The sequence below is a fragment of the Elusimicrobiota bacterium genome (genome assembly GCA_026388095.1).
GTDB lineage: Bacteria > Elusimicrobiota > Elusimicrobia > UBA1565 > UBA9628 > UBA9628.
On the sequence record JAPLKL010000050.1, the window covers coordinates 51,955 to 65,861 of the forward strand.

Annotated in this window: 7 protein-coding genes; all 7 read left to right on the forward strand. The window is 58.1% G+C overall.

Annotated elements, in window-relative coordinates:
- Positions 1–45 precede the first annotated feature (45 nt).
- From NTY77_13275 to NTY77_13305, 7 genes are read left to right on the forward strand one after another with little or no spacing between them, the layout of a single operon-like run.
- Entirely contained in the window at positions 46–3,651 is a 3,606-nt protein-coding gene (locus NTY77_13275; GenBank protein ID MCX5796458.1) for a helicase-related protein, read from the forward strand.
- On the forward strand, positions 3,648–4,517 hold the full coding sequence (locus NTY77_13280; protein MCX5796459.1) for an ATP-binding protein: 870 nt from the start codon (positions 3,648–3,650) through the stop codon (positions 4,515–4,517). Before NTY77_13275 ends, NTY77_13280 begins: the two co-directional genes overlap by 4 nt.
- 18 nt (positions 4,518–4,535) lie before the next feature.
- On the forward strand, positions 4,536–4,895 hold the full coding sequence (locus tag NTY77_13285; GenBank protein MCX5796460.1) for an STAS-like domain-containing protein: 360 nt from the start codon (positions 4,536–4,538) through the stop codon (positions 4,893–4,895).
- Complete coding sequence (locus NTY77_13290; GenBank protein MCX5796461.1) at positions 4,885–5,436, forward strand: PIN domain-containing protein; 552 nt, start codon at positions 4,885–4,887, stop codon at positions 5,434–5,436. Before NTY77_13285 ends, NTY77_13290 begins: the two co-directional genes overlap by 11 nt.
- Entirely contained in the window at positions 5,433–8,294 is a 2,862-nt protein-coding gene (locus NTY77_13295; protein MCX5796462.1) for a DUF1156 domain-containing protein, read from the forward strand. Before NTY77_13290 ends, NTY77_13295 begins: the two co-directional genes overlap by 4 nt.
- Positions 8,295–8,307: 13 nt before the next feature.
- The gene (locus tag NTY77_13300) at positions 8,308–10,137 is read left to right on the forward strand and encodes an AAA family ATPase (protein ID MCX5796463.1); all 1,830 of its coding nucleotides are present in this window, start codon (positions 8,308–8,310) and stop codon (positions 10,135–10,137) included.
- 3 nt (positions 10,138–10,140) lie between these two features.
- Positions 10,141–13,542 carry a Swt1 family HEPN domain-containing protein gene (locus tag NTY77_13305; protein MCX5796464.1) on the forward strand — a complete coding sequence of 1,134 codons (3,402 nt, stop codon included), beginning with the start codon at positions 10,141–10,143 and terminating at the stop codon, positions 13,540–13,542.
- The last annotated feature ends 365 nt before the right edge of the window (positions 13,543–13,907 follow it).

Consider the following 13,907-nt stretch of genomic DNA (forward strand, 5'->3'; position numbering starts at 1 on the left):
ATCATTTTCTGCCGGGCGCTGGGATGCGGGGTTGCGTCTTCTCGAATGAGCAAACTAGAGGAACTCACACCGAACGCTTCAGTAAGAGGCATTTTACCGGAATGCCTTGTTGCTGTCGTCAATGTTCAATGGTTCGGCTCGGACGCCCTAGAGCTAACCTACAAAGACCCAACTGGTAAGGTGTCTAACGAGCTCTTATATCGTCAGGACGAGGCACGTGTCGAGGTGGCCCTCCAAGGACGGCCATGGAGTTTTGACGGAGATGGCAGCCTATTCCGCTTGGTCTCCGAGGCGCACCGTATCCGATTAGCCCACCTCTTCGATCCGGTACTGGCTGTCCACACCTCGGTAGTTGAGCCACTACCGCACCAGATCACGGCGGTCTACGAGGCGATGCTCCCTCGTCAACCCCTACGCTTTTTGTTGGCCGACGACCCCGGCGCAGGCAAGACGATCATGGCGGGACTCCTCATGAAGGAGTTGCTCGCCCGAGGCGACCTGCATCGTTGTATGGTGGTCTGTCCCGGCAGTCTGGCCGAGCAATGGCAGGATGAACTTTACCGACGGTTCCACTTGCCCTTCGAAATTCTGACCAATGACAAGTTAGAAGCTGCTCGCACCGGCAACTGGTTTCTTGAGACGAATCTGGTCATCGCTCGCCTCGACAAGCTCTCCCGCAACGAGGATGTCCAAGACAAGCTGAAGGCTCCCGACTGCCGGTGGGACCTTATCGTGTGCGACGAGGCGCATAAGATGTCCGCCAGCATCTTCAATGGCGAGATCAAGTACACGAAGCGCTATAGGCTCGGCCAACTCCTCTCGACAATGACCCGGCACTTCTTGCTGATGACCGCGACCCCTCACAACGGCAAGGAAGAGGATTTTCAGCTTTTCATGGCCCTGCTCGATGGAGATCGCTTCGAGGGGCGCTTCCGTGACGGTGTTCACGCGTCTGATGCCTCTGATCTTATGCGTCGCATGGTCAAGGAAGGACTCCTTAAGTTCGATGGGACTCCGCTGTTTCCAGAACGAATAGCCTACACTGTTCCGTACAAGCTCTCCGATGCAGAGGCACAACTCTACAAGGAAGTAACCGACTACGTGCGCGACGAGTTTAACCGGGCGGAAGCTCTACAGAATGACAAGCGCGCCGGAACCGTCGGTTTTGCGCTCACAATTTTGCAGCGCCGTCTGGCCTCGTCACCCGAAGCCATCTACCAGTCGCTGCGCCGCCGTCGCGAACGGCTGGAAAGCAAGTTGCGGGAGTTGAAATTGCTACAGCGGGGGGCCGAAACCGGGCCTGCCATGGCGGCCGGGATACCGGTGCTGGATGCTGAGGATGTTGAGGATCTAGAGGAGGCCCCCGACAATGAGGTCGAGACGGCGGAAGAGGAGATACTCGACCAGTCGACCGCAGCGCGAACAATCGCCGAGCTCAAGGCGGAAATCGCTACGCTGAGGCGTCTGGAGGCGCTGGCGCTCACGCTACGCCGGAGCGGCGAAGACAAGAAATGGCGCGAACTTTCCCAACTGCTGAACGAAATTTTCACATCTGCCATCCATGCCACCCAGGTAGCCGAGAGACCCATCCCCCGCGGGTCGGCGGCAATCCCGCCTCCAACTGCGTCCCCACACCAGAAGCTGGTCCTCTTCACCGAACACCGCGACACCCTCAACTACCTGGAGAACCGAGTCACAACTCTCCTCGGGCGAAAGGATTCGGTGGTGATGATCCACGGCGGCATGGGTCGTGAGGAACGAACGAAAGCGCAGGAAGCATTCAAACATGATCCCGAAGTGCAGGTCCTTTTGGCGACGGATGCCGCGGGCGAGGGAATCAACCTCCAGCGCGCGCATCTGATGGTGAACTATGATCTGCCATGGAATCCGAACCGTATCGAGCAGAGGTTCGGCCGCATTCATCGCATTGGGCAGACCGAGGTTTGCCATCTTTGGAACCTTGTCGCCGAGGAGACCCGCGAGGGTGACGTGTACCGAACCCTGCTGGAAAAGCTGGAACAGGCCCGTCAGACTCTGGGCGGCCAAGTCTTCGATGTGCTGGGAAAACTCCAATTTGAGGGGAAATCCCTGCGCGATCTCCTAATCGAGGCTATCCGCTACGGGGAACGTCCTGAGATTCGCGCCAGGCTAACGCAAGTGGTCGCCAACACCGTCGACCCTCTCAAATTGCGCGATTTGCTCGAAGAACATGCGCTCGCGCACGACGCGATGGACGCAGCCCGCGTGTACCGTATTCGAGAGGAGATGGAGCGGGCTGAGGCGCGTCGCTTGCAGCCCCATTACATCGAATCTTTCTTCCTTGATGCCTTTCAGCGTCTGGGGGGATCGGTCAAGCAACGCGAGCCGCGCCGCTATGAGATCGCGCATGTCCCGGCTCCTCTGCGCAATCGCGATCGACTCATTGGAATCGCCGAGCCACTGTTGTCGCGCTACGAGCGCATTGCCTTCGAGAAATCCCTTATCGCACCACAGGGGCAGCCCCTTGCCGCGTTTCTGTGCCCCGGGCACCCGTTGCTTGATGTCACCATCGACCTTACCCTTGAACGCCATCGCGATTTGCTCCGCCGCGGCACGGTGTTGGTGGATGAGCGCGACGGCGGGACACGCCCTCGTGTGCTCTTCTACCTGGAGCATTCCATTCAGGACGCCAGCCCGGCACGAACGGGCCTGCCTGCCGCAGGCTTGGCCGCAGGGGAGCGTCGCGTCATATCCAAGCGGATGCTTTATGTGGAGCTGGTTGCGGACGGCAATGCGCGCAATCCTCACTATGCGCCCTACCTGGATTATCGCCCGTTGGCTGCCGGCGAACCGGCAGTGGACGCGATATTGGCCCGACCGGAATGCGCTTGGATCACCCGGGAATTGGAGCAAAAAGCGCGGGGGTACGCCGTCGCGAATGTCGTGCCCGAACACCTTAGTGAGGTTCGCGCGCGCAAGCTCGATCTCATAGCTAAGACCGAGGCGGCGGTGCAGGACCGGTTGACGAAGGAGATCAGCTACTGGGACCACCGCGCCGAAGAGCTTAAGCTCCAGGAACAGGCGGGCAGGCCTAATGCGCGACTTAACTCGGATGAAGCGCGGAAACGCGCGGATGCCCTTCAGGGGCGGTTGCAGAAGCGGATGGAGGAACTTAAACTCGAACGGCAGATCGCCCCGTTGCCCCCAGTCGTGCTGGGTGGCCTTGTGTTGATCCCCGCAGGCCTGCTTGCGGCAATGACCGGTCGTCCTGTAGAACTCCAACGCGTCGCAGCCGACACCTTGGCCGCGGCAGCGCGAGCGCGCGATGCCGTGATGGTGGTCGAGCGCAGCCTGGGCTTCGTCCCCACCGACCGCGAGACCGAGAAGCTGGGCTACGACATCGAGAGTCGCGTCCCTGGCACCGGGCGGCTACGCTTCATCGAAGTGAAAGGACGCGTTGCGGGTGCTGCCACGATCACCGTTACCAAGAATGAGATTCTATACTCGCTCAACAAGCCGGATGACTTCATTCTCGCCATCGTTGAATTCGACGGTCAGAATCAGCGGGTTCATTATGTCCGCCACCCTTTCCGGCGGGAGCCGGACTTCGGCGTGACCAGCGTGAACTACAATTTCGCGGACTTGCTGAACCGGGCCGGGGCGCCGTCATGATCACCCGCTTGCAAACAGTCCAAAGCAGCCAGGACGGATACGAGCGACTGGGGGAACTGGCCCGAGAAACGGCTTCGCTTTCGGCCAGTCGTTTGGAGCTTAATTTGTCCCGAGTCGGTTTTTTTGCTGCCAACATGGCTGCACCCCTCGGAGCGGTGCTGGCGCGAGTAGCAGATCGGTTTAATGCCATCGAAGTGGTCAGCGTTCCGGAGATGGTGGAACACATCTTGCGGAAGAATAGTTTCCTGACGCAATACCGGTACCCGGCGTTGGACGACGTAAACCGAACCACTATTCCGTTTCGCCGCCTCCAGCGTTCGGACGAAGGGCTATTTGCCGACTACGTGGAGCGGCACCTGAGAGGCAAGGGAATCCCTCGTATGTCCGAAGGGCTTGGCAAGGTTTTCAAGAAGAAATTATTTGAGGTCTTCCAGAATGCCGTGATCCATTCCGAGTCTGAAATCGGCATCTTCGTTTGCGGACAGTTCTTCCCGCAAAAACAAAGACTCGATCTGACGATTGCAGACGCGGGAATCGGCATCCGAGAAAACGTGCGCCGTTTTCTTGGGGAAAAGATATCTTCTATTGATGCAATTCGCTGGGCATTGCAGGAGGGCCATACCACGAAGAGAGGGCCTCAACCAGGCGGATTGGGCCTGAAGTTCCTTCAAGAATTCGTCAGGCTGAACAAGGGCCGAATACAGATCGCCTCCCGATTTGGGTTTTACGAGTTCGGCAATGGCCAGGAGTCCTTCACGAAGATGGGTGCGGATTTCCCCGGAACGGCCGTGACCATCGAGATCAACACTGCCGACACAGAGTCCTATGTTCTGGCGTCGGAGATACCGCCAGAGAGCATTTTCTAAACAGAATGGAGTGGAAAGATGAGTGAGCCAATTGTGGTTCGTGTATTCGATATCGTCGGTGGTCCGTTGGGTGTATCTGCCGATGATGGCCAACGCGTTTACGACAAGATCGCCCTCCTGCTGGGCGAGGGGAAGAAAGTTTCCCTCTCCTTTGAACAGGTGGAGACGATGATCTCGTCTTTTCTTAACGCGGCGATTGGGCAGCTCTACGGCAAGTTCCCTGAAGAGCGAATTAGGGAACTGCTTTCGGTCCGCGACATGGATGAAGAAGATCTTATGGTGCTCAAGCGAGTGGTGGAAAACGCCAAGGCGTATTTCAAAGACCCGAAACGATTTGATGCGGCGTGGAAGGAAGAGGTGGGCAACAATGAAGAATAGAGCTCACGACCTTTCCAAGTATGTGTTCCAGAGGGACGAGTCCCTGCTCCTAGATGCGAATGTCTGGCTCTACCTCTATCCTGCCCCGTCCGATGCGCGCCAAGGGCATGCCGCCAACTATTCGAACGCCGTGAAAGGGATGCTGACCGCCGGATCACTGCTGGTCATGGATGCGCTGATCCTCAGTGAGTACCTCAACCGCTACTGCCGGATCGAGTGGAACGCACTTCACAAGGCGGCGCAGCCGGACTTTAAGGTGTTCCGAAAATCCCCCGCTTTTAAGTCTGTGGGGGCAGGCGCCGCCACGTACGCACGCGCTATGCTCAAACTCTGCACCAGGCACGACCATCCATTTTCCGCCGCCAACGTCACGCAAGTACTTGCTGACTTTGAGACTGGAGTGAATGACTTCAACGACGGCCTCCTCGCCGAGACTTGCCGTCATCATGGCTGGAAACTGGTCACCAACGACGGCGATTTCACCTCTGGCGGGATCGATATTTTAACCTCGCATCCGCGCCTGCTGAGGGCGTGTCCATGACGGTTCCGTATAAAAAGAAGCTTATCGAGGTGGCGCTCCCGCTGCCAGAGATCAACGATGCGTCGTCGTATGACAAGATGCCGGGAATCGGACCGCATCCGAAGGGCATCCACCACTGGTGGGCGCGGTTGCCGCTGCCGACCGCACGGGCGGTGCTGTTCGCTTCGGTCGTGACCGATCCTTCGGATGATCCGGCGTGGGCGGGCAAGAGCGAGGCCAAGCAGGATGCCGAGCGGGAGCGGCTGTTTGGGATTATCCGGCGGCTCATGGGCAAGAAACTCCATGGTCATCCGGAGATATACGCCGAGGCAAAGGCGGAGATGCTCAAGCACTGTGACGGGAAGCTCCCGCCTGTGCTCGACCCTTTTGCTGGCGGTGGTTCCATCCCGCTGGAGGCGGCACGGCTTGGCTTCGAAGCCCATGCTTCAGACCTGAATCCCGTGGCCGTGCTTTTGAACAAATGCAATCTTGAGCTAGCTCCCCGCTGGGCAAATCACCCGCCAATCAATTCTGAGGACCGCTCCAAGATTGGCGGGCGGCAAAGCTGGCACGGCACCCATGGGCTGGCTGCTGACGTGCGCTACTATGGTTGTCGTATCCATGAACGAGTACGAAAGAAGATCGGAGGGTTCTACCCAAAAGTACGCCAGTCTAAGGAGCGTGGCGGCGGCGAGGCCAATGTCATCGCCTGGCTCTGGGCGCGAACTGTTGCAAGCCCTAATCCTGCGGCACGCGGGATACATATCCCGCTAGTGTCATCTTTCATGCTCGCGACGAGAGAGGGAAAACAGCAGGTGTGGGCTCAGTTGACGAAAAACGAGTCCACTCCGAGAGGCTGGCGCTTCGATGTGCGAATTGGGAATCCCACGAAAGAACAAATCGTCAAAGCAAAGCTGGGAACGCGCGCTGGCAAGGCACAGGACTTTATTTGTTTCCTAACTGGAACCCCCGTGACCCGCAGCTATATCCAGGCGGAGGGGAAGGCCGGACGGCTTGGGCTGACACTGATGGCTGTGGTGGCGGATGGTCGTTCGGGTCGCGACTATCTCTCGCCGACGAAAGAGCACGAAGATTTGGCTATGCACGGCCCCGACATTGCGGTTGTGAATGACGCGCGGTCGAGTTTTCTTTCTGGCCCATTGCCGAATCGGGCAGGCATAACGGGAGGTGTCTGCTCAGCCTACGGTCTTGATACCTGGGGAGTTTTGTTCTCTGCTCGCCAACTCATTGCCTTGATCACCATAAGCGATGCTGTGAAAGCCTGCGCGGATGAGGTGGTGCGAGATGCTGAAGCGGCAGGTATGCCTTCACAAGACGCGGCTGACTACGGACGTACGATATGCACCTTTCTCGCTCTTGCTCTCGATCGCTGCGCAGATTTTAATAATCAGTCCTGCCGCTGGAGTCCGTCCAACCAAAAGGTGATGAATTTATTTGCGCGGCAAGCACTACCGATGGTTTGGGATTTTGCGGAAGCCAACATCCTTGGTGATTCTGTTGGGGCATGGCAGACCTGCAGTGAATATGAGGCGGATTGCATTGAGGTGCTGACCGTCGGACCCGGCACAGTTGGTATTGCCTCCCAAAAAGACGCTGCGACCGGTGGGACGACTCCTTCCAAATTGCTCGTAAGCACCGACCCGCCATATTACAACAACATCGGCTATGCAGCCCTCAGTGACTTCTTTTATGTTTGGTTAAGGCGAACAATTGGCACAATGCACTCGGATTGTTTTGCCACGATGCTCGCACCAAAAGAGCCAGAGCTTACTGCTACGCCGGCCCGATTCAATGGTGACCGCCAAAAGGCCAAAGAACATTTTGAGTCCGGCTTTCGCTCCGCGTTTACGTCATTCTGTGCCAGCGTAGACCATCGTTTCCCGCTCTCAGTCTATTATGCCTTCAAACAAAATGACGAAGAGGGCGCCAATGAGGAAGACGAAAGTGGCGGCGGTGTGGATCTCACCACGGGATGGGAAACTATGCTGGAGGCACTCATTTCGAGTGGCTTTCAGATTACTGCTACTTGGCCGGTTCGCGCCTCTCAGAAGTGGCGTATGGTCTCAATGGGCTCGAACGCCCTGGCGTCCTACATCGTGCTGGCCTGTCGTCCGCGACCGACGGATGCATTACGCGTGGGGCGGAATGCATTTGTTGCAGAGTTAAAGCGCGAGCTGCCGCCTGCGCTGCACCATCTTCAGCAGGGTAACGTGGCCCCGGTGGACTTTGGTCAAGCGGCCATCGGCCCCGGCATGGCGGTCTTCTCTCGCTACGCTGCCGTGCTGGAGAGCAACGGCAAACCGATGACCATCCGCACCGCGCTTGCTCTCATCAACGGCATCAAGGACGAATTGCTCGGCGAAGCCGTGGAGGATCTCGACAAGGATACACGATGGGCGGTGAAATGGTTCGCCCATACGGGATTTGAATGGGGCGAGGCCGGGGTGGCTAACCTGTTGGCCAACGAGCAGGCCACCGCCGTCAACGGTCTCGTCGCCGCTGGTATTCTTGAGGTCAAGGGCAACCAGGTCCGTCTGCTTCGTCCGGAGGAGTTGCCGGCCGACTGGGATCCCGCCACGGACAAGCGCCTGACGGTATGGGAGATGACCCATCACCTGCTGCGCGTGTATGTATCCAAGAAGCAAGGCGACGCGGCCACGGCGGCGCTCTTGCGCAAGCTGGGCAGCAAAGCAGACGTGGCGCGTGACTTGGCTTACAAGCTCTTTACCGTGTGCGAGAAGAAGCAGTGGAGCAAGGACGCCCAAGGCTACAATGCACTGGTCATGGGCTGGCCGGAACTGGCCCGCCTATCACGCGAGGACGGGAAATCACAGACACCGCAGGCAGAGCTGTTCTAATAGGAGTAAAGTTATGCGAGGCATCCGTTATGTCGAAATCGAAAACTTCAAAATATTCGGTGGAAAGATTCATGTGGATCTGGGGCATCCCGCCGTACTGATCGGACCGAATAACGCCGGAAAAACGAGCGTGATCCAGGCCCTCGCCCTGTGGAGCCGCGGCGTGCAGGCATGGTACGAGCGCAAGGGCCGGCCTCGGCAGAAAGAAAAGAGAGAACGGGTCGCAGCAGGCATCAACCGGCTGAGCATTCTTGAAGTGCCGGTCTCCGAGAATCGCTTTTTGTGGAACCGCATGCGGGTGAGGAAGGACAATACCTCCATTCGCTTGACCGTCAATGTAGGCGTCGAGCACGGCGGACTGGTCAAGGACTGTCGCATGGAGTTTACCGTGCGTGACAGCGAGGTCCTTTACTGCCGGCCGTGTGAGGAGACGCTGAAGGACGACGCTCTAATTGCGCATGCGAGCAGCATCCCATTTCATTTACTCTACCCGATGTCAGGAATTGAGACGGTCGAAACCCTCGTGCCCGAGGGACGCGTCAACGTGCTGCTGGGGCAAGGCCAGACGGCGCAGGTGCTCCGCAACCTCTGCTTTAAGGTCGTTGAGAACGACAAGGAAAAGGGAACATCAGACTGGGACCGCATCAGTAGTTTGATCCAGAAGCTGTTCGGCGTTGCGCTCGGCAAGCCTCGGCTCGACGAGAAACGTGGCGAGCTGGTCGTGCGCTATAGGCAGTCAGATACTGACGACGACATGGACATCGCGCTGGCCGGGCGTGGATTCCAGCAAATGCTGCTGATCCTCGCCTATCTCTACACAAACAAGGGTAGCGTGCTCCTGATTGACGAGCCGGACGCTCATCTTGAAGTCTTGCGGCAGAAACAAGTCTACGAGATGCTCAAGGACGTGGCGGCGGAGAACAAGAGCCAAGTTGTGGTGGCCACGCATTCTGAAGTCATTGTGGACGACGCGATCGAGACCAACCTGACGTTGATTATCAATGGGACGGCCGCCGACCTGGCCACCATGCAAGACGTGAAGAACTCGTTGCGGACGTTTGGAATCGAACATTACTACAAGGCGCGAGTGTGTCCGCGAATCCTCTATGTCGAGGGATCTACGGATTTCGATACGCTGAAGGCGCTCGCGGCGAAGCTGAAACATCCTGCGTTGGATGTCCTTTCAGGGCGCATCAACTATTACTACACACGCAATGTCGGGCCCGCCGACACGCTCGACAATCGATTGGATCGGCTTAGTGGAGCATTCCAGGAAGACATCAAACGCCATTTTTTTGCCATGAAGCGCCTGGTGCCAGTGTTTAAGGGATTAGCTATTCTGGACAGGGATTTGCGCGACATGTCTGATGAAAGCGCTGAAGGTTTGGATATCCTCTATTGGCAACGCTACGAGATTGAGAACTACTATGTCACTCCTGATCTCATTCTGAGATTTGTTACCGGCATTTTCGATCAGGAGGGCGGTTTATTCACCGAGTTGAACGTCAACACTATGCGAGAGGTGTTGGATGAGCATCTTCTGAAGAAGGTGTTTGCTGGAGATCGCCAGCAGCTTGACGAGTATAAACAAGCCAGTGCCAGCTTGCAGAAGACTTTGCTCAACAACCTGAAGATGAGCGAGTTCGCCGAAGGCGTGTTCGAGGAGTTCGCGCGGCGGCAAAAGCAGCCAATCCTTCTGCGGAAGGGCGAATATTGCCAGATGATTGAATACGTCGCATCCGGCGACTTGCCTCCCGAAGTGACCGAGAAGTTGGACCGGCTGGCGGAACACTTTAAGGACATTGTTGCGTTTGACACGCCAAAGCTGTCTGAAACGGAGTAATTCATGGCCATTACCAATCACGAACGCGTCGGCAAGATGTTGGAGTTGCTGTCGTCAGGCCTAAAACCCTTCGTTGAGCGCGAGCTGAAAAACACCAATCCGCCGAACTGGTTCGCTGATACGAAGCGCACCCTCGCCGATTCCCAGCTCCAGCTTCTAGGAACACCAGAGGCCCCGCAGTGGGATGCATCCGCCATCCTCGTTACGATGTGGAACCAGTGGAATGATGTTTTCCGCAAAACCTTGGGGCAGGCCGAACGCACGCTGGTCAGCGAGTTGCGCGAGACGCGCAACCGTTGGGCGCATCAGCGCCCGTTCAGCACCGACGACGCCTACCGAGCCCTGGACAGCGCCGCCCGGCTCCTGGCTTCCGTATCCGCACCGGAGGCGGACGAAGTCGAGAAGATGAAGATGGAATTGCTCCGCGTACGCTTCGATGAGCAAGTGCGCACGGAGAAGCGCAAGAGCGCAAGCACAACCATCGAGACACAGGCGCAGGCCGGGCTTAAACCTTGGAAGGAGGTTGCGAGCCCCCACAAGGACGTGGCCAGCGGGAAGTATCAGCAGGCGGAGTTCGCCGCCGACCTGTGGCAGGTCCATTTAGGCGAAGGTTCTGACGAGTACCGTAAACCGAAGGAATTCTTCCGTCGCACCTACCTCACGGAGAGCCTGAGGGGCTTGCTGGCCGGTGCCGCTCAGAGGCTGAGCGGCGCAGGCGGTGATCCGGTCGTTCAGCTCCAGACGAACTTCGGCGGGGGCAAAACCCATTCCATGCTGGCGCTCTATCACCTCTTCTCCGGCATCGCGCCCGGAGAGCTTCTAGGTGTGGACTCGGTCCTCCAGCACGCCGAAGTGGCCAAGCTGCCAAAGGTAAATCGAGTTGTCTTGGTGGGCAACAAAATTTCCGCCGGCTCCCCGGTGACCAAGCCAGGCGGAACCGTGATCCGCACCTTATGGGGGGAAATCGCTTGGCAGCTCGGCTACTCGGCTGGCGGTGAGAAAGAGGCCAAGAAGGCTTTTAAGCGGATTCAGGCCGATGATGAGAGATCCACGAATCCCGGGGATGCACTGCGTGCCCTGTTCAACGACTACGGTCCGTGCCTGATCCTCATTGATGAATGGGTAGCCTACGCCCGCCAGCTTCACGATCAGGGGGACCTGCCGGGCGGCAACTTCGAGACGCACTTTACTTTCGCCCAGGCGCTGACGGAATCCGCCAAGCTTGCGAAGCAGTGCCTGCTGGTGGTCAGTCTGCCGGCGTCCGACACGACAGGATCGCCACACACGCAGGCCGATGACATAGAGGTGGGCGGTGAGCGCGGCCGGGCCGCGCTTGACCGCCTGCGCAATTCTATCGGCCGCGTGGAAGCATCTTGGCGGCCGGCCAGCGCCGAAGAGGGGTTCGAGATCGTGCGCCGGCGACTGTTCGAGCCCTTGATCGAGCAGGACCAGTTTGTCGCCCGCGACACCGTGGCAAAGGCGTTCTTCGACCTCTATCGCACCCAGCATGCGGAATTTCCACCAGAGTGCCACGAGAGCGACTATGAGAGGCGACTGAAGGCAGCTTATCCCATCCATCCAGAGATCTTTGATCGGCTCTACAACGACTGGTCCACTCTGGTGAAGTTTCAGCGCACCCGCGGCGTTCTGCGATTGATGGCGACCGTGATCCACAGCCTCTGGGAGAAAGGCGACCGCAGTCCGTTGATCCTGCCCTCAAATATCCCGATTGACGATCCTCGCGTGCAGTTCGAATTGACACGCTATCTCTCCGACAATTGGGTGCCGGTGATTGAAAAGGACGTGGACGGCCCCAACTCGGTTCCGCTGCGCATTGACGCTGAAACACCGAATCTCGGCAAGTATTCGGCCTGCCGCCGTGTGGCGCGAACGGTCTATCTTGGTTCGGCCCCGACCGCGAAGGCGGCCCACAAGGGCCTGGAGGACAGGTGGATCAAGTTGGGCTGCGTGATGCCGGGTGAGTCGCCAGCCATCTTCGGCGATGCCTTGCGCCGGCTCGCCAGTGCCGCAACCTTTCTTTACCAGGATTCTGCTCGCTACTGGTATTCGACCCAACCGACGGTGACGAAACTGGCCGATGACCGAGCCGAACAACTTAAATCAGACCCGGATGCCGTGGCGGAAGAAGTCGGCAAGTGGCTCCGCAACGACCTGCGCAAGACCGGCGACTTCAGCCGCATACATCCATTGCCGAAGACATCCGGTGACGTGCCGGATGACAAGGATGCTCGGCTGGTCGTATTCGGTATTGAGTATCCGCACATGAAGGACACGGAGAGTCCGGCCATCGCGGCCGCGAAAGAAATGTTGCAGAATCGCGGGAACGCTCCGCGCATCTATCGCAACGCCCTGGTCTTTCTGGCTCCCGACAAGAACCGGCTCCAGGACCTTGACGAAGCCGTGCGACGATTCCTGGCGTGGTCCTCCATCGTCGACGAGGCGGAAACGCTGAATCTTGACCCACATCAGCGCAAGCAGGCTTTGTCGCAGAAGGAAAACGCCAGCAGCGCGGTTGCAGCCCGACTACCTGAAACGTACCAATGGTTGATTGTGCCTACGCAATCAGCGCCGCAGGCATCGGTTGAATGGCAGTCTTTCCGTCTTACAGGTCAGGATGCGTTGGCGGTTCGAGCTAGTAAGAAGCTTTGCAAGGACGAACTTCTCATTACAGGTCTGGCTGCCAGCCGGCTCCGATTGGAATTGGACCAGGTACCGCTTTGGCGCACGCCTACCGTGTCGCGGGATCCAGCCCAGGCAGACGGGGATCATGTGGCAATCCAGCAGCTAGCGGAGGACTTCGCTCGGTATCTCTATCTGCCCCGGTTAAAGGATTCTGCTGTTCTCATTGATGCTATCTTGAGCGGCCTTGCTCTGTTGACTTGGACGCAAGACTCTTTCGCTTATGCCGAGAGTTTTGACGAAACCGCAGGCCGTTATCGCGGTCTCAGCGCTGGTCAACACATCTGGATTGCCGAGGACAGCCCATTAGGCCTCATAGTCCGTCCAGATGCTGCCCAACGTCAACTGGCAGTCGAAGCGCCTCGGGCGCCGGACGAGGCGACGAAACCTTCCAATGGTTCCGGCGGCCCATCAATCGCCGTGCCGGGAAGCAGCACTCCCGACGCCAAGGTTGCTGTAGTGGCGGCACCACCGAAGCGCTTCCATGGGAGCGTAACGCTTGAAACAACGCGGGTCGGCCGCGACGCCTGCCGCATCGCCGATGAGGTTGTCGCGCACCTTGCCGGGATCATGGGTTCCGATGTTAAGGTCACTCTTGAGGTCGAGGCGAATATCCCATTCGGTGTTCCAGAACATGTGGTCCGTACCGTCACCGAGAATTGCCGCACCCTCAAGTTCGACAATCATGGGTTTGAGAAGGAGTAGTTTGCGCCCAGAAATCGGTCCTGAAACCAACTCGTAAGACTAGGTCTTGTCACCTCAAGAGCCGACGTAGCGTAGCGGGCAATGGCCTTTCGATTCTATCGGTCCTCCCGGCGACGATAACTCCGGTTTCGGCGTTAGAATCGGTCCCCATCTAGGGGGATTGGAATACAGTTTGTGAGCACCATCTGTTTCATGGACCCGGGGTTTTGTTGCCCATAGCCCATAATGCGTAATCCGGGCAAGCCGACCAGCGTTTCGGTTCATGCCGACCACGCGTCCGGTCCATGCCGTCCACTATCGGAGCGTAGCGACGCTGGGCGTCGCGTCAGTCTAGCATAGGGCCGCTCGGGCCTGCACGTCTACCT

Coding starts and splice junctions, on each gene's coding strand:
- NTY77_13275 (MCX5796458.1), top strand. CDS start 46: ATGAGCAAACTAGAGGAACTCACACCGAACGCTTCAGTAAGAGGCATT.
- NTY77_13280 (MCX5796459.1), top strand. CDS start 3,648: ATGATCACCCGCTTGCAAACAGTCCAAAGCAGCCAGGACGGATACGAG.
- NTY77_13285 (MCX5796460.1), top strand. CDS start 4,536: ATGAGTGAGCCAATTGTGGTTCGTGTATTCGATATCGTCGGTGGTCCG.
- NTY77_13290 (MCX5796461.1), top strand. CDS start 4,885: ATGAAGAATAGAGCTCACGACCTTTCCAAGTATGTGTTCCAGAGGGAC.
- NTY77_13295 (MCX5796462.1), top strand. CDS start 5,433: ATGACGGTTCCGTATAAAAAGAAGCTTATCGAGGTGGCGCTCCCGCTG.
- NTY77_13300 (MCX5796463.1), top strand. CDS start 8,308: ATGCGAGGCATCCGTTATGTCGAAATCGAAAACTTCAAAATATTCGGT.
- NTY77_13305 (MCX5796464.1), top strand. CDS start 10,141: ATGGCCATTACCAATCACGAACGCGTCGGCAAGATGTTGGAGTTGCTG.